Origin of the sequence: Staphylococcus ureilyticus, assembly GCF_025558845.1 — a bacterium.
Classification (GTDB): Bacteria; Bacillota; Bacilli; order Staphylococcales; family Staphylococcaceae; genus Staphylococcus; species Staphylococcus ureilyticus.
Window position 1 is genome coordinate 839,562 of sequence record NZ_CP094825.1, and the last position, 22,747, is coordinate 862,308.

22 protein-coding genes are annotated in these 22,747 nt (G+C 32.8%); 17 read left to right on the forward strand and 5 right to left on the reverse strand.

Going from position 1 to position 22,747, the window contains the following annotated elements:
• Nucleotides 1-124: 124 nt before the first annotated feature.
• Nucleotides 125-2,380, reverse strand: a complete 2,256-nt coding sequence (locus tag MUA21_RS04110; protein ID WP_262561925.1) for an ATP-binding cassette domain-containing protein — start codon at nucleotides 2,378-2,380, stop codon at nucleotides 125-127.
• Between the two features lie 180 nt (nucleotides 2,381-2,560).
• On the opposite strand from MUA21_RS04110, the gene MUA21_RS04115 reads away from it, so the two are divergent.
• Together MUA21_RS04115 and MUA21_RS04120 are read left to right on the forward strand one after the other, a co-directional pair.
• Nucleotides 2,561-3,610 (forward strand): CAP-associated domain-containing protein, encoded by a 1,050-nt coding sequence (locus tag MUA21_RS04115; protein ID WP_107525650.1) that lies wholly within the window; start codon nucleotides 2,561-2,563, stop codon nucleotides 3,608-3,610.
• A gap of 11 nt (nucleotides 3,611-3,621) precedes the next feature.
• Complete coding sequence (locus MUA21_RS04120; protein ID WP_107525649.1) at nucleotides 3,622-4,056, forward strand: YlbF/YmcA family competence regulator; 435 nt, start codon at nucleotides 3,622-3,624, stop codon at nucleotides 4,054-4,056.
• Nucleotides 4,057-4,123: 67 nt separating this feature from the next.
• Here the strand turns inward: MUA21_RS04120 and MUA21_RS04125 are convergent, their stop codons facing one another.
• Nucleotides 4,124-5,050 carry a lysophosphatidylglycerol phospholipase D gene (locus MUA21_RS04125; RefSeq protein WP_073342449.1) on the reverse strand — a complete coding sequence of 309 codons (927 nt, stop codon included), beginning with the start codon at nucleotides 5,048-5,050 and terminating at the stop codon, nucleotides 4,124-4,126.
• A gap of 131 nt (nucleotides 5,051-5,181) precedes the next feature.
• Between MUA21_RS04125 and MUA21_RS04130 the strand changes: the two genes are divergently transcribed.
• A complete protein-coding gene (locus tag MUA21_RS04130) occupies nucleotides 5,182-5,433 on the forward strand; it encodes a YlbG family protein (RefSeq protein WP_064209091.1) in 252 nt (83 codons plus the stop codon).
• Nucleotides 5,434-5,517: 84 nt separating this feature from the next.
• Here MUA21_RS04130 and MUA21_RS04135 read toward each other — a convergent pair whose 3' ends face one another.
• A complete protein-coding gene (locus tag MUA21_RS04135) occupies nucleotides 5,518-5,907 on the reverse strand; it encodes a DUF7147 family protein (protein ID WP_107525647.1) in 390 nt (129 codons plus the stop codon).
• A 65-nt stretch (nucleotides 5,908-5,972) separates the two neighbouring features.
• On the opposite strand from MUA21_RS04135, the gene rsmD reads away from it, so the two are divergent.
• The 3 genes from rsmD to MUA21_RS04150 all read left to right on the forward strand — a co-directional run bounded on the left by rsmD (nucleotide 5,973) and on the right by MUA21_RS04150 (nucleotide 8,056).
• The gene (gene rsmD, locus MUA21_RS04140; RefSeq protein ID WP_046207846.1) at nucleotides 5,973-6,515 is read left to right on the forward strand and encodes a 16S rRNA (guanine(966)-N(2))-methyltransferase RsmD; all 543 of its coding nucleotides are present in this window, start codon (nucleotides 5,973-5,975) and stop codon (nucleotides 6,513-6,515) included.
• Nucleotide 6,516: 1 nt separating this feature from the next.
• On the forward strand, nucleotides 6,517-7,002 hold the full coding sequence (coaD, locus tag MUA21_RS04145) for a pantetheine-phosphate adenylyltransferase (protein ID WP_019469279.1): 486 nt from the start codon (nucleotides 6,517-6,519) through the stop codon (nucleotides 7,000-7,002).
• 553 nt (nucleotides 7,003-7,555) lie between these two features.
• Nucleotides 7,556-8,056: a MepB family protein gene (locus MUA21_RS04150; RefSeq protein WP_064209129.1), complete on the forward strand. Its 501-nt coding sequence runs from the start codon at nucleotides 7,556-7,558 to the stop codon at nucleotides 8,054-8,056.
• A 269-nt stretch (nucleotides 8,057-8,325) separates the two neighbouring features.
• On the opposite strand, the gene MUA21_RS04155 is transcribed toward MUA21_RS04150, so the two are convergent.
• Nucleotides 8,326-9,483, reverse strand: a complete 1,158-nt coding sequence (locus tag MUA21_RS04155) for a nucleotidyltransferase (RefSeq protein WP_107526288.1) — start codon at nucleotides 9,481-9,483, stop codon at nucleotides 8,326-8,328.
• Nucleotides 9,484-9,609: 126 nt separating this feature from the next.
• Here MUA21_RS04155 and MUA21_RS04160 point away from each other — a divergent pair, with 126 nt between their 5' ends.
• From MUA21_RS04160 to pheT, 6 genes are all read left to right on the forward strand, one after another.
• Nucleotides 9,610-10,146, forward strand: a complete 537-nt coding sequence (locus MUA21_RS04160) for a YceD family protein (RefSeq protein ID WP_046207843.1) — start codon at nucleotides 9,610-9,612, stop codon at nucleotides 10,144-10,146.
• An 81-nt stretch (nucleotides 10,147-10,227) separates the two neighbouring features.
• Nucleotides 10,228-10,401 carry a 50S ribosomal protein L32 gene (gene rpmF, locus MUA21_RS04165; protein WP_019469283.1) on the forward strand — a complete coding sequence of 58 codons (174 nt, stop codon included), beginning with the start codon at nucleotides 10,228-10,230 and terminating at the stop codon, nucleotides 10,399-10,401.
• Between the two features lie 249 nt (nucleotides 10,402-10,650).
• Nucleotides 10,651-11,469: a M23 family metallopeptidase gene (locus tag MUA21_RS04170; protein ID WP_262561930.1), complete on the forward strand. Its 819-nt coding sequence runs from the start codon at nucleotides 10,651-10,653 to the stop codon at nucleotides 11,467-11,469.
• A gap of 17 nt (nucleotides 11,470-11,486) precedes the next feature.
• The gene (locus tag MUA21_RS04175; RefSeq protein ID WP_107526289.1) at nucleotides 11,487-12,227 is read left to right on the forward strand and encodes a TrmH family RNA methyltransferase; all 741 of its coding nucleotides are present in this window, start codon (nucleotides 11,487-11,489) and stop codon (nucleotides 12,225-12,227) included.
• 327 nt (nucleotides 12,228-12,554) lie between these two features.
• Nucleotides 12,555-13,613 (forward strand): phenylalanine--tRNA ligase subunit alpha, encoded by a 1,059-nt coding sequence (gene pheS, locus MUA21_RS04180; RefSeq protein WP_262561931.1) that lies wholly within the window; start codon nucleotides 12,555-12,557, stop codon nucleotides 13,611-13,613.
• Nucleotides 13,613-16,015, forward strand: coding sequence for a phenylalanine--tRNA ligase subunit beta (pheT, locus tag MUA21_RS04185; protein WP_262561932.1), 2,403 nt, complete (start codon nucleotides 13,613-13,615; stop codon nucleotides 16,013-16,015). The genes pheS and pheT overlap by 1 nt, the downstream gene beginning before the upstream one ends.
• A gap of 90 nt (nucleotides 16,016-16,105) precedes the next feature.
• On the opposite strand, the gene rnhC is transcribed toward pheT, so the two are convergent.
• Nucleotides 16,106-17,044: a ribonuclease HIII gene (gene rnhC, locus MUA21_RS04190; protein ID WP_107526291.1), complete on the reverse strand. Its 939-nt coding sequence runs from the start codon at nucleotides 17,042-17,044 to the stop codon at nucleotides 16,106-16,108.
• A gap of 301 nt (nucleotides 17,045-17,345) precedes the next feature.
• On the opposite strand from rnhC, the gene zapA reads away from it, so the two are divergent.
• From zapA to trxA, 5 genes are all read left to right on the forward strand, one after another.
• Nucleotides 17,346-17,612, forward strand: a complete 267-nt coding sequence (gene zapA / locus MUA21_RS04195) for a cell division protein ZapA (RefSeq protein WP_019469289.1) — start codon at nucleotides 17,346-17,348, stop codon at nucleotides 17,610-17,612.
• Complete coding sequence (locus MUA21_RS04200) at nucleotides 17,612-18,133, forward strand: CvpA family protein (RefSeq protein WP_046207838.1); 522 nt, start codon at nucleotides 17,612-17,614, stop codon at nucleotides 18,131-18,133. The genes zapA and MUA21_RS04200 overlap by 1 nt, the downstream gene beginning before the upstream one ends.
• 111 nt (nucleotides 18,134-18,244) lie before the next feature.
• Nucleotides 18,245-19,957, forward strand: coding sequence for a DNA polymerase/3'-5' exonuclease PolX (polX, locus tag MUA21_RS04205; RefSeq protein ID WP_107526292.1), 1,713 nt, complete (start codon nucleotides 18,245-18,247; stop codon nucleotides 19,955-19,957).
• A gap of 9 nt (nucleotides 19,958-19,966) precedes the next feature.
• Nucleotides 19,967-22,315, forward strand: coding sequence for an endonuclease MutS2 (locus MUA21_RS04210; RefSeq protein ID WP_262561933.1), 2,349 nt, complete (start codon nucleotides 19,967-19,969; stop codon nucleotides 22,313-22,315).
• Nucleotides 22,316-22,396: 81 nt separating this feature from the next.
• Entirely contained in the window at nucleotides 22,397-22,711 is a 315-nt protein-coding gene (gene trxA, locus MUA21_RS04215; protein ID WP_019469293.1) for a thioredoxin, read from the forward strand.
• Nucleotides 22,712-22,747 lie beyond the last annotated feature (36 nt).

Consider the following 22,747-nt stretch of genomic DNA (forward strand, 5'->3'; position numbering starts at 1 on the left):
AAAAATAACCTGCGACACTTTTGTGTCGCAGGTTATTTTTTATTTAAAGGTTACAGATACATTTGGATTTATTTTATATTAATAAAAATGTGAAAATATGAATTAAGTGTAGAAGCATCTTAACCTAAGATAAATATCTATTTAAGTGTTTTGCTGTAACAGAAGCAGTGTTTGTTAATAGATCATCCGGTTTCCCTTGATATAGTAATTTGCCACCTTTATTTCCAGCATATGGACCAATATCTATAATCCAATCGGCATGCGACATCATTGTTAAATTATGTTCAATGATTATCACAGTGTTCCCTTGCTCAATTAAATTGTCAAAACTAGCTAAAATAATTGGTATATCATCTTCATGTAAACCAGTGGTAGGCTCATCAAATACAAAGATATGGCCGCTTACAGTGTGTGTTAAATACTTGCTGAGTTTAACACGTTGTATTTCACCACCAGAAAGTGTATCAAGTGTTTGACCTAAACTCATATAATTTAAGCCAGTTGCCTTCAATGATTGTAAAGGTTCTGCAATAGACCTATTTGTATGGAAGAAATCTAACGCTTCATCCACCGTTAAGTTTAATATATCTGCTATTGAATAGCCTGCAATCGTTGCACTTAATACTTCAGGTTTATATCTTTTACCACCACATACATTACAAATTTGAGTGAAGTCTGGCATAAACGCAAGCTCAGTTTTTAACACGCCTTTACCATGACACTCAGGACAAGCGCCTTCAGAGTTGTAACTGAATAATGATTTCTTTAAGCCTGTATGATTACTGAAATAGGTACGGAGGTCATCAAATATATCAAGATACGTTAATAAATGAGAACGACTTGAAGCGTGCACCGGTTTTTGATCAATAATAATAGCATCAGTATTATTTTTTAAGCCCCCGTGTATAAGTGTGCTCTTGCCAGAGCCAGCTACACCGGTTACCACAGTCATTGCATGTTTAGGAATACGCGCTGAAATATCTTTTAAATTGTTTTGCGTCATATGGTTTAAGTTAATAAACGCATGAGTTGGTCTTACTTTTGATTTTAATTTGTGTTTTTTCTTTAGTGCTTGTCCAGTACTAGAATTTGATGATAACAGACTAGAATAACTACCAGTGAAAATAATTTCACCGCCATTTTTTCCGGCATAAGGTCCTAAATCTATGATGTGATCAGCGATTTTGATAACGTCAGGGTCATGCTCTACAACTAGAACTGTGTTACCTTTGTTTTTAAGCGATTGAATAATTTCATTTATTTTTTGAATATCCTCAGGATGTAGCCCGACATTCGGTTCATCAATGATATAAACTAGGTCACTTAAAGGACTATTTAGATGTCTGATAAGTTTAATACGTTGAGACTCTCCACCTGACAGGGTCTTCGTTTCACGATCCAAAGTAAGATAGTTAAGACCGATATAACTAAGAGATTCTAATTGCTTTAGCAAAGGGTTAATTATAAATTGTGCTTTACTAGATTCTAGTTTTTTTATGAAATGCATCGCATCATCAATAGATAAGTGTGTGAAATCAGCAATATCTAAGCCGTTAATTTTAGATTTTAATACATTTTGATTTAATCTCTTGCCATCACATGTCGGACATTTTTGTGACGTCACAACTCTTTCAATATCATTTTTGAATTTATTTTTTTCGAAATTATCATTTAATAAAAATGAACGTCTGAATCGATGGATCAGCCCTTCGAATTTTGCAGTTTTTGGCCAGTTTTCAGGAGGATTTTTCAATTTGGTAGGCTTCGTGTATAACAAAGTATCCAATTCTTCTTTAGTATAATGCTTTAATTTCTTGTCATTATCAAATAAACCTGAATATAAATAACGTTTACCACGCCAACTATCTGGTCTGAAAGAAGGGAAACGGATTGCATCTTCATTTAAAGATTTTTCAAAATCTAATAACTCTTCTAAGTTAATATCTTCTATGTATCCAAGGCCAGAGCATGTTTCGCACATACCTTTTGGGTTATTAAAAGAAAAGATATCAGAATATCCTACAAATGGTGTACCGATACGTGACCATAATAAACGGACTGAAGCATATATATCAGAAATTGTACCTACAGTTGAACGTGAATTTCCCCCTAATCTTTTTTGATTGATAATCATAGCTACGGGTAAGTGTTCTATTAAGTCTACGTTTGGTTTACTATATTGTTTTAATTGGTTTTGTATATATGTAGAATATGTTTCGTTAAGTAAACGTTCAGATTCGGCAGCAATTGTATTGAAGACTAATGATGACTTACCTGAACCAGAACGACCAGTGAATACAGAAATTTTATGTTTTGGTATATCTACGGAAATATCTTTCAAATTATTTTGTTTCGCACCGTGAATACGAATGATTGACATTTTTGTCACCCCTTTATTTATTTTATACCCAAAATTTTATTGTCTATTAAGTCGTGTTAAGATAATCTATGATGAAAATGTAAAGGGATGATTACAAATCAATAAATTTGAGGACATGCCTTGCTTGTATCTGTTATAAACATGTACAATGAACCAAAGAATAATGTAGGTGGATGAGCGATGAAGAAACTGATAATTAAAGTTATTGGTGTATTAGTATTGATTTGTTTTATAATTTATTTATTTTACTCACCGCGTTTGAAATTCGATGTTTTAGAAAATCCTAATAAAGATACGTCAAAAACAACACAAAATAAAGATTTTCGAAACACAAAAACAAATGTTGAAAATCCAAAGCTTAAAAAAGGTGTGGGTACTTGGATTGGACAAGATTTACATAATTTAACTGAAAATTATGGACAAGCTGATAGAGTGTATGCATATAAAGGTGGTTTTAAAAACTACGTCTTTAAACAAAAAGATCAATATTATCTTGTAACAACTAAAAAAAATAAGATTAAATCTGTGTATGCCACTGGTAAAAATGCTAACGCTAATCCGGTAGAAATTGGTGACAATGCATCTCATGTTTTCGAAAAGTACAGTATCAATCCGGAACCGACGATTAAAGCTAATGGCAAAACGTATGAAATAGAACTTTCTGATTCAGATATGAAAACACAGACATTAATTAAATTTAATGATGTTTATGCACAAATATATATTGATCAACAAGCTAACGAAATCGTAGGTGTAAGATATTTAGATAGTGAAGCATTAATGGCATTTAAACCTTATCAAATGATAACTGCACAAGAAGATAAAAAGGTGAAAAATAATTATAAAAAAATACCATATGAACAGAATGTAAATCAATTGATGACACTTTATGAAATAACTAATGAAATGCGTAAATTAAAAGATGCAAAACCTTTAAAAATCAACAATGACGTAGCTCATATCGCATCATACAATTTATACGAAGCTATTGATACTGACAGTGTAGAATTCACAGAAGATGCATTAAAACAAAAGCTGAATGAACAAAATATTTCTTTTGTTTCCACTAGTCAAAATGTGGGTTATGATTTTAACGAAGTACCAACTTTAATCCACAGTTGGTTAAACTCTGATATTCATAGATCAAGGATGTTAAATTCTAAATACAATGAAGTTGGCGGCGAAGTGTCAAACGGATATTATACAATTATTTTCATTGAAGATAAGTAGGAGAGATTATTATGATAACAGAAGAAACGGTGAATATTCTTGATGATATTGAGCATTTAAGTGATAAAATACTTGATTCACGATTATATCATTCATTTAAAAAAGCAGAACAAAATTTACAAGAAAACGATGAAGCACATTTACTCTATCAAGCCTTTTTAAAATCAAAAGAACAATATGATGAAATCATGAGATTTGGTAAATATCATCCAGATTACCAAAAAGTGATGTTAGAAACACGTAAACGTAAACGTGCTTATGAAATGCTACCTGTAGTTATGGATTACAAACAAAAAGAGGTTGCATTACAAGACTTAATAGATGAGGTTATCGTGAAAATAGCTTATGCTGTATCTGAAAATGTAAAGATAGAAACTGGCAATCCATTTTTCCAAAAAGATGCAAGTGGTTGTGCTACAGGCGGTTCTTGTAGCTGTTCTTTATAGCAAATCGACGCTGTAGTGTTAATTCATATAAAAGCTGGGCACTTGTAGTGACCCAGCTTTTGTATAATTATTTATTTCGATAGGTGTTTTTAAAACGTTCTGCTAAATCAGGTCTATCAGTGACTAACGTATGCACCCCAGTTTTAACTAAATCATTCATTAAATCTAAATTGTTAATGCCATAAAAGCCTGGAACGATGTTACGTTCATTTAACCACTGAATAAATCTAGGAGAAGTCAATTTAATACCATTAAAATTCACTGGCATTTGAAATGTATGTGCTTGTGGTTTAAACGTGTTACCTAAACCTGATTTGAATTTTAAGAAGCCTTCTGCCACTTCATTTTGGCTTGCGCCAATCGCTATTGTATGGTTGCTTTCTTTTTTGAACAAATTAATTTGATCGCTTTGAAAACTAGTAACTAAAACTCGATTTTGCGCGTGGTTTTTAACAATGATATCGTAAATTATTTTAGGTGCTAATTTACCTTGATCACTTTGTGAATCATCTTTAAGATCAACATTTATCAGTGTGTTAGGATATAATGTTAATAATTCATCAAAAGTTAGTATTTTAGCGTCAGGATGATTACGATAAGGTGTTGAGCCGTTTAAATCCTTGAAATGATAACCTGCGTCTAGCTGCTTTAATTCAGTTAAAGTATGTGTTGCTACTTTTCCAGAGCCATTTGTTGTACGATCAACATCTGCATCATGAAAGACCACTAATTGTTGATCTTTAGTCAATCTCACGTCAATTTCGAATCCGTCTACGTGATGTGATAAAGCATTGTCAAATGCGAGTTTTGTTAGCTCAGGTTTTACTGCCATACCACCACGATGTGCGAAAATGTACGGTGCAGGCTTAGAGAAAAAAGCTGGAACTTCTTGGTTCGTAGGTTTAGCTTTATATTTAGAAAAGAAAATAACACTACCTACTAAACCAACCGTACCTAAAAATGCACCTTTTATTAATTTGTTTATTGTTGTCATGCGCAAATCCTCCTTGATTTGAGTATATACAGTAATATAGCAAATGTTAGCTATTGTTCAAAATAATTGTTATTTATTAATCGAATTAGGCATGATATTATAAAGTGGCTAATAAATGGAGTGATAATAGTATGAATATTGTATCTAGAACAAGTTTAGTTATATATTTAAAACATATGAAACACGAACGCCAAATTAGAAAATTTGGACATATAGTCAGTACGAATAAGTTACAACGTTATGTTATTATGTATATAAATGAAGAAGAGGCTGACACTATTGTAGACAAACTGATGAGTTTAAAATATGTAAAACATATAGCAGGTTCTCCTTATAAATATCTTAAAAAGGAGTATCCAAAAGAACAACATGAATTTTCGTGATTGTATTAAATTTAAATATTTTTTATTAATAAACAAAGTCACATTAGCTTTAAATATAACTACGTGACTTTGTTTTATTTACGATTATTGTAATGGTGGTATCCACCGTTGAAGTCTCAATACACTGATTAAATAATTGAAATAAATACTGTTGGAATGAAAATGCTCGGGTGGTTGCACATCAATTTCTTTCACATCAATGTTGAAACTTGCTGCTTGTTCATTAATTAAATTGAATTTTTTATTCGAATATGGATATGGATATTTAACTGCATTTACCATAATGTACATCGCCTGAAAATGTTGACCTTGGGTAGGTTTCATAATAATAGCCACTGAAGATAATTGTTTATCAAAAGTAGGGGTGTGGAAATAAACGATATGCTCGATTCGTGCGTGATTGTATTCAATGAGCGTTGTAAATTCAAATAAGTCTGTAAGGCCCTCGCCCAATTGTATAAAGGCTTGTTTCATTTTGCCCCTCCTTTCATGCAGTATGTATTATATAAAAATAACTTAAAGAATGGAAGTGTTTCTCAATGAGAGTGATTTCTGGAATCCATAAAAGTAAACCACTAGAAAGTATGGAAGGTCGTAACACTCGGCCTACGATGGACAAAGTTAAGGAAGGAATTTTTAACAGTCTACACGAAGTATCAGGCATTGGGTTAGATTTATTTGCCGGAAGTGGTGCCTTGGGTATTGAAGCATTGTCTCGAGGAATGGAAAAAGTGATTTTTGTAGATCAAAATTTCAAAGCAATAAAAATTATCAAAGCGAACCTTCAACATTTAAACATTGATGAACAAGCGGAAGTTTATAAAAATAATGCAGATAGAGCACTTAAAGCACTTTCAAAAAGAGAAATACAATTTGATGTTATATTTTTAGACCCACCTTATGATAAGGGATTAATTGATGAAGCGTTAGACGGAATTATAAAGTTTAATTTATTAAAAGAAAATGGTATTATCGTTTGTGAGTTCAATCATAAAGAAGAGATTGATACAAAATCATTTCATGTGATTAAAAGATATCACTATGGATTAACAGACACTTTGTTATTAGAAAAAGGAGATTAAAATGTCTACAACTAAAGCAGTGATTCCAGGAAGTTTTGATCCAATTACATATGGTCATATTGACATCATTGATAGGAGTGCCGATCGCTTTGATGAATTGCACATTTGTGTTTTGAAAAATAACAACAAGTCGGGCACTTTTTCAGTCGATGAGCGCATTGAGTTAATAGAAGCATCTGTAAAACACCTTGATAATGTTACAGTACATCATTTTAATGGATTACTTGTAGATTTTTGTGATGAAATTGGAGCGCAAACAATTATTAGAGGTTTGAGAGCTGTAAGCGATTTTGAATATGAATTGAGATTGACTTCAATGAACAAAAAGTTAAATAGTAATGTAGAAACGATGTACATGATGACAAGTACAAATTATTCCTTTATTAGTTCCAGTGTAGTGAAAGAAGTGGCTGCATATAAGGCTAATGTATCCGATTTTGTACCAGAACATGTTGAAAAAGCATTAAATGAAAAGTTTAAGAAATGATAAAGAACCACTTCCCAACTTGTTGGGTTAGTGGTTCTTATGCATGAGCAGAAGCTCAGGTAATCCAAAATATACTTCCCAACTTGTTGGGTTAGTGGTTCTTATGCATGAGCAGAAGCTCAGGTAATCCAAAATATACTTCCCAACTTGTTGGGTTAGTGGTTCTTATGCATGAGCAGAAGCTCAGGTAATCCAAAATCCACTTCCCAACTTGTTGGGTTAGTGGTTCTTATGCATGAGCAGAAGCTCAGGTAATCCAAAATATACTTCCCAACTTGTTGGGTTAGTGGTTCTTATGCATGAGCAGAAGCTCAGGTAATCCAAAATCCACTTCCCAACTTGTTGGGTTAGTGGTTCTTATGCATGAGCAAAAGCTCAGGTAATCCAAAATCCACTTCCCAACTTGTTGGGTTAGTGGTTCTTATGCATGAGCAGAAGCTCAGGTAATCCAAAATATACTTCCCAACTTGTTGGGTTAGTGGTTCTTATGCTTTCGAGCAGCAGAGAGAAAGTAAACGATGTACACCTGTGATGAAAAATTTCTATCAAAAGGATGATAACCATTAATAATAATTCGAACTCACTATTTAATAAATTAAAAGAAACGAAATTAGCCTTTTCGTTTGAAGCCTTAAATATTGAAAACTGGAATCAAGCATATGAAGCTATCAATTTTATGTTTAATCATGTCACTTTTAAAAGTAGATTAGCTAAAAAAACACCAAAGAAACACGGCTATTTTGTTGCGATATGGCGTAAAAATGATCAAGGAAACAACGTACCTTTTAATTATGATGAGATGGAAGATAAATTAGTTATTAATATATTAGATGGAGTGAAAAAAGGACAATTCATTTTTCAAAAAGAAATTCTTATGCGCAAAAATATTTTAAGTTCTGAAAAGCAAAAAGGGAAGATGGCTTTTCGTGTTTATCCAAGTTGGGAAAAAGACTTAAACAAAACTGCAAAACTTACTCAAAAGTGGCAACTCGACTATTTTGTAGATTTATCATATGATGTCGATGAACAGAAACTAATTGAATTATATACATAGTGTTGATTCGAGCTGTTTAATATAGACATCAGTCATTTTCGTACGCTATAAATACGAAAACTAAATGAGACAAACGGATTTATTTTGATAAAAGTCAAAATGTAGGTAATTAATTACCATTATTACTGAAAATACCTATGAGATACTACTATTGAAAATTAAGCTAAATAATAAAAATAACGCTATATATAAAGCCTGTAAATAAAATTCTAAAAATTTGTTTACAGGCTCTATTACTAGGATCTTGTTTTAATTGTTTTGATTAGGATTCAGTCATTTTCAGTGCGTATGACATGTGTATTGAAGTCTGTTTCTGTGAAGTCTGTTTCTGTATGGTGTGTGAGCAAATTATAAATATGTGTTGAATGGATTTCTCGTTCAAATAAATGCGCGTTTTGTTGATTTATTTGCGTAATAAAATGACGTTCTGGAAATTTTTGTTTTAAGTATTTTAAATATTGTTGACCCTTTGCTGACATACCAAGAATGTGCACTGCATTTATAGCGTTATGTTTATGGTTTTGTTGAAAGTTTAGTAAAATATTCATTAAAATACGCTGTATATGCGTATAAGTATACCTTTTTGTTTTAATAAGTGACATGAAATGCTCGAATGATGTAGCATATCTAATTTTATCTAATATGCGATTTTCTAATCCTTCGGACATCGTATAGATATTTTTCAGGGATTGTGACGTATGACTTAAAACAGCATATTTAATATATGGAAACGTATCTTCTACAGTTGCTTGTGGTTCTTGATAGAGCTGTTGTATTGAGTCGGGAACAACTGATTTCCATTGGTCGTTATGAGCTTGTATTGCATTGCGAATGGAAGTGCCACTAGCGAAATCTAAATTTGAAATATTGGAATCATGGTGGTGACTGCTTTCTCTTGGTATCGTCCAAGGTTTGATATGAGGTGCTAACTTTTGAATCGCTCGCATATAAGAAATACCTAATGTATTATTGGGTGAAGATAATAATGTATGATTGTTTAAAAGTTCACTTAATATTCTTGGATAACTTTTGCCTTCTTTTAGTTTCTTAATAAATTCAGGCGATTGTTCTATTTTAGAGATATTTTGTAGCAATTCATGAAATGAATCGATGTCACCTGATTCACTACCAAATGATAGATGATCTGCATCAACGTAACTCGCTATTTGGACAGCTGTTTCTGCAAAATATTGGCCTGCTGATAATGCAGCTACTGCTGGTAATTCAATGACTAAATCCACTGCACTCAATGCCATTCGAGTACGTGTAAATTTATTATATATGGCAGGTTGACCTCTCATAACAAAATTACCACTCATAATGGCTATAGATATTTCAGAAGCAGTTATTGACTTTGATGTCTGGGCATGGTATAAGTGACCATTGTGGAAAGGATTATATTCAGTGACTAGTGCAACGCTTTTCATTTGCAATTCTCCCTTTCAGAATTCATTATAGATATTGTATCAGATTAATTTGTGTTAAGAAAAAATCTTGACAACTTTTGTCTATAAAGTTAAAATAAATTTTGTGCTTGTTAGAGGTGAAGCCATATGAAATGGTCAATAACACAATTAAGAAAATTCCAAGATAAACCATTTGAGTTCCATCAAACGGTGAATTTTGATCATTTAGTAAAATCATTAGATTTAATAGATTTATCTGATATTGATGTTGAGGGTGAACTAACTGTCAAATCAAATGAAGTCATTGCAGATATGCATATAACTGGAACCTATACGATGGCGTGCGCGCGTACGTTAGTACCAGTCGAAGTGCCTATTGACATAAAATCACAAGAAATTTTTGATTTGGAAGGTAACGCGTATATAGGTGATGACGAAGAAGATGAGCATTATCATGATGCCACAGACGGCATGATTAATCTAAAAGATATTGCTGAAGAACTTGTTATTATAGAAAAGCCAATGCGTGCTTTTGCAAATAATAGCGATCAGATGCTACGTGAAGGTAATGGTTGGGAAGTTATTGACGAGGAACAAGCGGTTGAGCTTGCTGAAGAAGAGGAAGCTGAGCAAATCGATCCTAGGCTTCAAAAACTACAACAATTATATGACGAAGAGCAATAGCGGATTTAAATAATTTATAGTATAATAGATTATTGAGTCTGAAAATAATTTAGTAATGTATGAATATAAGGAGGATATATCATGGCAGTACCAAAAAGAAGAACGTCAAAAACAAGAAAAAATAAACGTCGTACGCATTTTAAAATTTCAGTACCTGGTATGACAGAATGCCCAAATTGTGGTGAATACAAATTATCTCACCGTGTTTGTAAGAACTGTGGTTCATACAAAGGTGAAGAAGTTGTATCTAAATAATTTCATTTATTTAAAGGCTAATGTTTAGCCGAGATTAATCGTTCATTAATTATTCATATAATAATTTATGAGCGATTTTTTATTTTTAATAGTAATGTTATATACAATTGATGGGTTGTGTAAATGATGATTGAAATAAATGCATAAGTAATATTAGAAAAAATAGAAAATAGTGACAGCGAATGGTTGTATAATCAGTTTAGTGATTATTTTCAAGAAATTTCCTCCTATCACGAGTTAGAAAGATTATTGAAATCATATAATACAATTAGACATAAAAATAAATTATACAAACATATACAACTCAATTATAAAGAAGAATACATATGGTTAGATGTAAAGAAAACATCTAGTATTAGTGTGACGTTAAATAAGTACCATGAAATTATTGGTTTCGTGCTTATTCCTATGAATTTGTCAAACAGACATAAAGAAACGAATTTAAGGTATACGATACCAGTTCTAGACACGGGGTTTGTATACGCTGGTGGTGAAAATGAGCTTGTAAATCATCATTACTCATACAAAAATCAACGTTATGCATTAGACCTGATTCTAGTGAAAAATCATCTGACTTATCATGGCAATCCTAATTGCTGTGAAAGTTATTATAATTATAATCAAAGTGTGATTGCTCCATCAAATGGTGTTGTAATAGATATCGTAGACGGTATAGCAGATGCACTACCAGGAGAAAATAATATGAAACATCCAGAAGGTAATTACATTATTATTAAACACACGGACAAAGAGTTTAGTATGATAGCGCATCTTAAACCAAATTCCTTTGAAATCAGTGTCGGAGAGCAGATAAGACGTGGACAATTAATTGCACGAGTAGGAAATTCGGGCAACACAATGGAACCGCACGTACATTTTCAAATTATGAATCAAAACAATCCACAATTCGCTAAAACATATAAGTGTAAGTTGCTTGATAATGTTTTGCCTGAAAAAGGTGATATGGTAAGTTATAGTGGAGATAGTATAATATTAGAAAATCAATTTGACTTAGCTAGAAGATGCAAACAATTAAGTTCAAATATAAGACATATATTTAAAATTTGAAATAAAGAGGCTATATTATGGAAATGATAACTTCTGCACAAAACAATAAGATTAAAAACGCAAATAAATTGAAAAAGAAACGTGAAAGAGATAAAACAGGTCATGTGCTTATCGAAGGCGTACACTTAATTGACGAAGCACATGAGAGTAATATCAAAATCCTTCAATTATTTGCTATTGATATCGATAGATTAGATGAACAACTTGTAAATGATGTTGAAGAAGTATATGAAATCAATTTAAAAGTTGCAGAATCACTGTCTGGTACGGTTACGCCGCAGGGGTTCTTTGCGATTATAGAAAAAGTGCATTATGAGGAAAAAGCATATCAACAAGTACTGTTACTAGATCGTATCCAAGACCCAGGAAATATGGGAACATTAATACGCACTGCAGATGCAGCAGGCATTGATTTAATCGTGTTAGAAAAAGGAACCGCAGATCCTTATCAAGACAAAGTACTCCGTGCAAGTCAAGGTAGCGTTTTTCATATTCCTATTATAACGAGAGATTTAAGTGAATTTATCGAAGGTTTTAATGGCAATGTTTATGGTACAGCATTAGAGCATGCGATTCCTTATAATCAAGTGAAGCATCAAGAAAGTTTTGCACTGCTCCTTGGAAATGAAGGAGAAGGTGTCAATCCTGATTTATTAAAACAAACGACTCAGAATTTAAACATTCCTATATATGGTCAAGCCGAAAGTTTAAATGTTGCAATTGCAGGAAGTATATTATTGTATCATTTGAAAGGTTGACCCTTTGAATGAATTTCGTATATAATAAACACATCAATGAAAAATATTAACCTATAAAAAGACGTAAACTAATAGTAGCAGTTGTTCAAGGGAGATTATTCATAGACTGAAAGATAATCCACTGTGATTAGTTTTTTTCATCTTTTTGGTTACTTAAAGAAATTTAAGTCGGAAATCATTTCCGTTATCAAAGATTACAAGTGTATGCGTGTGCATAAATTTGGGTGGTACCACGGAAAGCTTTCGTCCCAGTTTTAAGGGATGAAAGCTTTTTTGTATGCAATTATTGATCATTTGAAAATATAGATTTTAAATAGGAGGCAAAGTATGGCGCAAACAGAGGCAATGTCTGAGATTAAACAACAAGCATTAGTAGATATAAACGAAGCTCAAAATGAAAAAGAACTACAAGATGTCAAAGTCAAATATTTAGGTAAAAAAGGTTCTGTGACTGGTTTGATGAAACATATGAAAGAATTATCGAATGAAGAAAAAAAAGCATACGGACAAAAAGTAAATGAAGTGAGACAAACGATTGAAGGTGAGATTGAATCACGTCGAGAGATTTTAGCAAATGCAAAATTAGAGCAACAATTAACAGAAGAAAAAATCGATGTGACTTTACCTAGCCGTAAAATTTCAATAGGTGCTAAGCATCCGTTAACAAGAACGATTGAGGAAATTGAAGATTTATTTTTAGGTTTGAGTTATGAAATTGTAGATGGATATGAAGTTGAAAAAGATTATTACAATTTCGAAGCATTAAATTTGCCAAAATCACACCCGGCGAGAGATATGCAAGATAGTTTTTATATTACTGAAGATATCTTAATGCGTACGCATACGTCACCGGTTCAAGCAAGAACAATGGAACAACGTAATGGCCAAGGGCCAGTGAAAATTTTATGTCCTGGTAAAGTTTACAGACGTGATTCTGATGACGCAACGCATAGTCACCAATTTACGCAAATTGAAGGATTAGTTGTAGATGAAAATATTCAAATGAGCGATTTAAAAGGTACATTAGAATTGTTAGCTAAACAACTATTTGGTGAAGACAGAGAAATTCGTCTGCGCCCAAGCTACTTCCCATTCACTGAACCATCTGTAGAGGTTGACGTATCATGTTTCAAATGTGGCGGAGCAGGTTGTAATGTCTGTAAACAGACAGGGTGGATAGAAATTTTAGGTGCTGGTATGGTTCACCCTAATGTTTTAGAAATGGCTGGATTTGATGCATCGAAATATACAGGTTTTGCTTTTGGCATGGGACCAGATAGAATTGCGATGCTCAAGTATGGTATCGAAGATATACGACATTTTTATACAAATGATGTGCGTTTCTTAGATCAATTTAAAGCGGTAGAAGATAGAGGTGAATTATAATGTTTATTTCAAAAGAATGGTTAGAGTCGTTTGTAGCAATTAATCAACCTGTAAATGTTCTTGCAGAAAAAATAACACGCACAGGTATTGAAGTAGATGATATTATTGATTACACAAAAGACATTAAAAATTTAGTGGTTGGCTATGTTCAATCTAAAGCACCCCATCCAGATGCAGATAAATTAAGTTTATGCCAAGTTGATATTGGTGAAGAAGCGCCAGTACAAATTGTCTGTGGTGCACCAAATGTTGATGCAGGGCAGAGCGTCATTGTAGCTACAGTAGGTGGACGTTTACCTGGAGGTATAAAAATCAAAAGAGCAAAATTACGCGGTGAACGTTCGGAAGGTATGATTTGTTCATTACAAGAAATAGGTATTTCGCCAAACCTTGTTCCAAAGCAATTTGAATCAGGCATATATGTATTTACTTCAGAAGTCAAACCTGGTACTGATGCACTTACTGCTTTATATTTAAATGATCAAGTTATGGAATTTGATTTAACACCAAATAGAGCAGATGCGTTAAGTATGATAGGTACTGCTTATGAAACAGCTGCACTTTATAATGTGCCAATGAAAAAGCCAGAAACACAAAGTGAATTAACGAATAAACAAGCCACAAATGAATTAAGTATCAATGTTCAAAATCAGGACAAGGTGCCTTATTACAGCGCTAGAATAGTGAAAAATGTTAAAATTCATCCCTCACCAGAATGGATGCAAATGAGATTGATTAAAGCAGGTATTCGACCAATCAATAATGTTGTTGATATTTCAAATTATGTATTATTAGAATATGGTCAACCGTTGCATATGTTTGATAAAGATCAAATTGGTTCTGATCAAATAGAAGTGCGTCAAGCTGAGGCAGAGGAAAAAATGACAACACTAGATGATCAAGAGAGAATATTAAAGGATAGCGATATTGTTATTACTAATGGCAATACTCCAATTGCAATTGCAGGTGTGATGGGCGGAGATTTCTCAGAGGTGACTGAAAATACTACAAATGTCATTATTGAAGGTGCGATTTTCGACCCAGTTTCAATTAGACATACTTCTCGACGACTAAACTTACGTAGTGAAGCTTCAAGTCGATTTGAAAAAGGTATTGCAACCGAGTTTGTAGACGAAGCCGTGGACAGAGCATGTTATTTGCTACAACAATATGCAAGTGGAACAGTACTACAAGATCGTGTAGCTGAAGGCGATCTAGATCAATTTGTGACACCTATTGAAATCACAGTTGAAAAAGTAAACAAAACAATTGGTTTTGAATTATCTAAAGAAGATATTGAAGGGATATTTGTTCAATTAGGATTTGAAACGACACAAGAAGGTAATACACTGACAGTAATGGTTCCTTCGCGCCGTAAAGATATTACAATAAAAGAAGATTTAATCGAAGAAATTGCTCGAATCTATGGTTATGATGAAATACCATCAACGTTACCAGTTTTTGAACACGTAACACCAGGCACACTAAATGATAGACAAGCAAAAACAAGAATTGTAAAAGCGACATTAGAAGGTGCTGGATTAAGCCAAGCGATTAATTATTCACTTGTAGATAAAGCACGTGCAACTGATTTTGCATTGCAGGATCGCTCAACGATATCATTACTGATGCCTATGAGTGAAGCTCATGCTACTTTGAGACAGAGTTTGATTCCACATCTTATTGATGATGTGTCTTATAATGTGGCTCGAAGTAATCATCATGTTGCGCTTTATGAATTGGGCCGTGTATTCTTTGGCAATGGAAAAGATCAATTGCCAGACGAAGTAGAATACTTAAGTGGTATACTAACAGGAGATTATGCTGTCAATACTTGGCAAAGTAAAAAAGAAGCGATTGATTTCTTTGTAGCAAAAGGTGTTGTTGAACGTATTGCTGAAATCTTAGATGTTCAATTTGAATATGAAGCTGGTGAAATAAGTGGATTACATCCAGGCAGAACTGCATTGGTTAAGCTGAATAATGAAATTGTTGGATTTGTAGGGGAATTACATCCACAAACTGAAAACGACTATGATTTAAAACGAACTTATGTATTTGAACTCAATTATGATAAGTTGATGTCAGTTTCCGTTGGTTATATTAATTATCAACCAATTCCAAGATTCCCTGGTGTATCGAGAGATATTGCATTAGTCATTAATCGCGCGATGCCATCAGCCAAAATCGTTAATGTGATTAAAAATAACGGTGGGGACATTTTACAAAATGCAGAAGTCTTTGATGTATATGAAGGTGAACATGTGGCAGAAGATGAAAAATCAATTGCACTTCGTTTATCATATTTAGATACAAAACAAACGCTCACTGATGATAAAGTAAATGAAGTACACGACCGCATTTTAGAAGCGTTACAAGCAGAAGGTGCGACGATTAGATAATATTATAAAGCCTTGAATCTATGCCAAATGTGGCGATGATTCAAGGCTTTGTTTTTTACATTAAGAACGTTTTGAGTTATAGATTATCGTTTATTGATGTTTTTTATTTATTAAATTCAAAGCTTTTGTTCTGTTCGCAAAATGCTTTTTAGTCATAGCGTCTAAATATTGGACACCGTTTTTATCAATTATTTTTGCAGCAGCTAAATCTACTTTATTGCTAGCGCCTTTAGGTAATTCAACTTTTGCATGCTTTGATAGTTGATCCATATTTTTCACAAAGGCATAACGTGAAATAATACTTGCAGCAGCAATTGCAATAGACTTTGATTCACCTTTTGTTTCAAATTTTGTCTTATTTTCAAACGGTAGATTGCTAAGTGCATATCTTTTATATACACCAGGCTCAGCAAATTGGTCAATCACAATATAATCAAGTTCATCCGTGTCAATTTTTGCAACGACATTTTTTATAGCTTCGTTATGTAACACTGCCTTCATTTTAACTTGAGACCAACCGGCTTTTTGTTTCTCATTGTATTTTTCATTATGCATTGTTAATAAAGAATGCGGGATGAAAGTTATAATTTGTTCGGCAATCTCTATAATTTTAGCATCAGTAAGTCTTTTAGAATCATCTACGCCAAGTGTTTTTAAAATTTGAGCGTGCTTTTTGGATACATAGGCTGCACAAACCGTTAGTGGCCCGAAATAATCACCACTACCTGCTTCGTCGCTGCCAATACATTGAAATTGATTATAGGAGATGTGCTGTTTAGTTTGTTTGCTTTGATTGTGTTTGGTGTTGCTTTTTGAAGGTATTGATTTATTAGGCAACATAGCGTTTGCTACAGATTCGGCATCTTTACCTTGAAACATTACTTTATTAGAATTGTATATCGTAATAGCGGTGTTACGATATTTCGTCCGTGCTTTCATACCTTGTGAAAGATTAGTCGTATTAAAATCAATTTTAGTCATTAATTGTTGTATTTCTTGGTTTGTTAATTTTTGTACTATATTAGCCATTTAGTGACCTCTCTTTGTTCATATAACTTATTTTAAAATTGGATAATGCATATCATATCATAAATTTAAATAAGTTAGTTATTTATGATATAAATGGCAATATGATATGAAATAAAAATGATTTAAATAATTGTTGTATAATCATTAAATATTTCAAATAGAACAATTCACACCTCTTACAAAAAAATATCTTGTCGTGTATAATAGTTCGTAATAAATATTATAAATTACCAACATATAAATATAAATAAAGTAAAATCATTCAGATTAGAAATAAAATTTAAAAGTCAGGAGTTATTATATGGGTGAGTTTAAAAATCGGATTAACGTAACTATAAATGATCAACATTATACAATAGTCGGAGAAGATAATCCTGAGCATATCCGTTATGTAGCACATTTGGTAGATGAGAGACTCAAAGAGTTAGCAAGTAAAAGTGCAGGTTTAGATACAACTAGAAAAGCAATTCTTACTGCGGTTAATATCATGCATGAAAAAGTGCAAGTAGAAGAAGAAAATGACCGTTTAAGACAAGAAATAAATCAATTGAAGCATAGTGAAGATTAATGATTTTTGATTTAGCGATAGTTGTCATCTTCATATATATTGGCATCATTGGCTTTAGAAGAGGCGTGTGGTTATCGACGATACATCTAAGTGCAACTATTTTTGCTTTGTGGATGGCTCAAAAATATTATTTACAGATAGCACAGCGTTTGGAGTTATTTGTGCCATATCCTAAGACACGCGCTTACGATATGAATTTTGCATTTCAATTTGCAGATTTGCAGCAACGATTTGAGCATATTGTCGCATTTGTAACGATAGCTCTGATTACAAAAGTCATATGTTATGGCATTATCGTTATATTCGATTATACCCTTAAACAAAAATTACCGAATATAACAAGCAGGTTATTTGGTATGATGTTAAGTATTATTCCATCAGTAACTATTAATATAATTTTGTTGTATAGTTGTGCCATTTATCCTAATAGGATGATACAGCAACAACTATCTAATTCGATTATAACAGAACATATATTATTACATATTCCGTTTATCTCAATGTTTATCACACAACTATAAAAATAGTGATGTGAAATTTATAGCTTTAAAAAACTAGGAGGTCAAGGCATAACTTAAATACCAAAATGGTTAGGTGATGCTGTCTTGACCTTTTTCTATGGAGTGAAACAAATGACTAAAAAAGAAATTATTCAATTATTAGAAAAAATTGCGATATATATGGAAATACAAGGCGAAAACACTTTCAAAATTTCTGCTTATAGAAAAGCCGCTCAAAGTTTGGAAATAGATGAGCGACCTTTAGACCAAATCGAAGATGTTACAGAGTTAAAAGGTATTGGTAAAGGCGTAGGAGAGGTGATTAATGAATATAGAGAAACAGGTCATTCTACGACTTTAGCAACATTACAAGAAGAAGTGCCAGAAGGATTAATTCCTCTACTTAAAATACAAGGACTCGGTAGCAAAAAAATAGCGAAATTATATAAAGCGCTTAATATTGATGGAAAAGAAGCATTGCAAAAAGCGTGTGAAGAAGGAAAAGTAAGTGAGCTAAGTGGATTCGCTAAAAAAACTGAACAAAATATCCTTGAAGCAGTAAAAGCATTAGGAGCGAAAAAAGAGCGTTATCCAATTGATCAAATGAGAGGACTCAATATAGAAGTTAGCGATTATTTATCCTCAATCGAGTCGATAGAAAAATACGAAGTTGCAGGGAGTTTCCGTCGCTATAAAGAAATGAGTAAGGATTTAGATTATATTATAAGCACAGAACAACCATTAGAAGTTCAAAAAGCTTTATTAAAAATCCCTAACAAGGTTAAAGAAGTAGCAGTTGGAGCAACGAAAATTTCGTTAGAGTTAACCTATGATGATGAAACCATTGGCGTAGATTTTAGATTAATCGAGCCATCTGCTTTTTACCATACACTGCAGCATTTTACAGGTTCAAAAGAACATAATATTCGAATCCGTCAATTGGCAAAAGAAAAAAATGAGAAGGTTAGTGAGTATGGTATAGAAGAAGTGGATGGTTCATTAATTCAATATAACAGTGAACAAGAAATTTATAATCATTTTGGAGTAAATTGGATTGCACCTTCAATACGTGAAGATGGTAGTGAATTTGACAAAGATTTAACAGATATAATCAATATCAATGACATCAATGGAGATATTCATATGCATACAACATATAGTGATGGCGCGTTTAGTATTGAAGATATGATAGAGGCTAATATCGCTAAAGGTTACCAGTTTATGGTTATTACAGATCATTCTCAGAGTTTAAAAGTAGCAAATGGACTTTCTGTTGAGCGGTTGTTGCGACAAAATGAAGAAATTAAAGCACTAAACAAAAAATATGATGATATTGATATATACTCAGGCATTGAAATGGACATTTTACCTGATGGACGTTTAGACTATGATGATGAAATATTAGCACAGCTAGATTATGTCATTGCAGCGATACATCAAAGTTTCAACCAGTCTCAAGAAGATATCATGTATCGTCTAGAGCAAGCATGTCGTAATCCTTATGTCCGTCATATTGCACATCCAACGGGGCGTATCATAGGTAAACGTGCAGGTTATGGGCCTGATATTGATAAATTATGTGAAATCGCAGAAGAAACAAATACTATTTTAGAAATCAATGCGAATCCTAAACGCTTAGATTTAAATGCAGATATAGTTAAAAAGCATACGAATGTGAAACTAACGATTAATACTGATGCGCATCACGTAGACCATTTAGAATTTATGAAATACGGTATAGCTACTGCACAAAAAGGATTTGTAAACAAAGAGAGAGTTATAAACACAATGAATCGAGAATCTTTTAAAGCATTTATTGACAATAATATAAAATTGAAGAAATAGAGGGATTGTATGAGACAAAAATCATTAAATGTCCTAGAGTTCGATAAAATTAAAACACTTGTTGAAAAAGAAACAATGAGTGATTTAGGGAGAGAGAAAGTTGTTGAAATGGAACCAGCAACTGATATTCAAACAGTCGAATTTCAAATGAATGAAACAGATGAAATTGCTCAAATATACAATAAACACCGTTTACCTAGTTTGAGTGGATTATCAAAGGTTTCATCACTGATTCATAGGGCAACAATTGGTGGTGTATTAAGTGTTAAAGAACTTAATACAATTAAAAGATTAATTCAAATTCAAAATCAATATAAAACATTTTATAATAATTTATTGGAAGAAGAGGAAGCAGTGAATTATGCTATTCTACATGATAGGATGGAACAATTGCCTGTACTTTCAGAGTTGTATCAACATATTCATCAAAAATGTGATGCTAATGATTTATACGATAATGCGAGTTATGAACTACAAGGTATCCGGAGTAAAATTTCTGGTACGACGCAACGGATAAAACAAAACTTAGATAAAATTGTAAAGCGTCAAGCAAATCAGAAAAAATTGTCAGATGCTATTATAACGGTACGTAATGACCGCAATGTTATTCCTGTAAAAGCAGAATATCGTCAAGATTTTAATGGTATCGTTCATGACCAATCAGCTTCTGGTCAAACACTCTATATTGAACCTTCGTCTATTGTTGAAATGAATAATCAGATTAGTCGTTTGCGCAATGAGGAAGCGGCTGAAAGTGAACGAATTTTAACTGAGTTAACTGGTTATGTAGCCGCTGAAGCAGATGCCTGCTTAATTTCGGAAAATATTATGGGACAAATTGACTTTTTAACTGCTAAAGCGCGCTATGCACGTTCAATCAAAGGCACGAAACCTGAATTTACAAGTGAACGAACTGTTTATTTACCTAAAGCATTTCATCCTTTATTAGATAGAGACACGGTTGTAGCTAATACGATTGAATTTGCCGACGATATTGAAACGGTAATCATCACTGGGCCTAACACAGGTGGTAAAACAGTAACGTTAAAAACACTGGGACTTATAATTTTGATGGCACAATCAGGGATGTTGATACCTACCTTAGACGGGAGTAAATTAAGCATTTTTGAAAATGTTTATTGTGATATCGGAGACGAACAATCTATTGAACAATCACTATCAACATTTTCATCACACATGAAAAATATTGTTGAAATTTTACAGCATACAAGCAGAAATAGTTTGATACTTTTTGATGAACTTGGTGCTGGAACAGATCCAAGTGAAGGTGCTGCTTTAGCGATGAGTATCCTAGATTATGTTCATGAAATAGGCTCATTAGTTATGGCGACAACACATTTTCCTGAACTTAAAGCATATAGTTACAACAGATCAGGAGTAATGAATGCTAGCGTAGAGTTTGATGTAAATACATTAAGCCCAACATATAAGTTGCTCATGGGTGTGCCGGGCCGTTCTAATGCTTTCGATATTTCAAAAAAATTAGGCCTTAATATGAAAGTGATTCAAAATGCGAAAGCAATGATTGGACAAGATGAACAAGAAATAAATGAAATGATTGCTTCATTAGAGAAAAATTCTAAACGTGTAGACGAACAGAGAATTGAATTAGATAGCTTACTGAGAGAAGCTCAAGAAACACATGATGAACTTGAAAAAGAATACGATAAATATCGTAATCATGAGAAACAATTAATGAGCGAGGCGAAAGACAAAGCCAATCAGCGTGTGAAAGCCGCTACTAAAGAAGCTGATGAGATTATTAAAGAATTACGTGAACTTAGAGACAAAAAAGGTGCCGATGTAAAAGAACATGAGCTCATCAATAAAAAGAAACAGTTAGATGATCAATATGAAGCCAAATCATTGAAACAAAATGTTGAAAAGAAAAAATGGGATGAAATTAAAGTTGGCGATGAAGTAAAAGTTCTAACATATGGGCAAAAAGGTGAAATATTAGAGTTACTAGATGATAATGAAGCAGTTGTTCAAATGGGCATCATTAAAATGAAATTACCTACTAGTGATTTAGAAAAAACAAAAAAGACAAAAGAAGCACCTTCTAAAATGGTTAAACGTGAAAATCGTCAAAGTATTAAAATGGAACTAGACTTACGTGGCTACCGTTATGATGAAGCAATGGTTGCTGTTGATCAGTATTTAGATCAAGCAGTGTTAAGTAATTACGAACAAGTATATATTATTCACGGTAAAGGAACTGGCGCGCTGCAAAAAGGTGTGCAAAAACATTTAAAACAACATAAAAATGTGTCATCATATAGGAACGGCATGCCAAGTGAAGGTGGATTTGGCGTGACCGTCGCAGAATTGAAATAAATGTGAGCAAGAGGTATGCAGATTTGCTTAAAGTCTGTTATAATTTCTTCATCATTTGAAATTTAAGGAGGATTGGCAGTTATGGCAATCGTAAAAGTAACAGATTCAAACTTTGATGAAAATATTCAATCAGGTGTCAATTTAGTAGATTTTTGGGCAACTTGGTGTGGCCCATGTAAGATGATTGCTCCAGTATTAGAAGAATTAGCTGGTGATTATGATGGAAAAGCTAATATTTTAAAACTTGATGTAGATGAAAATCCATCAACAGCTGCTAAATTTGAAGTAATGAGTATCCCAACTTTAATCTTATTTAAAGATGGCGAACCTGTCGATAAAGTTGTAGGTTTTCAACCTAAAGAAAACTTAGCAGAAGTTATTGAGAAACATTTATAAAAGTACAACGAAACGACCTGGGGCATCTATGAATGT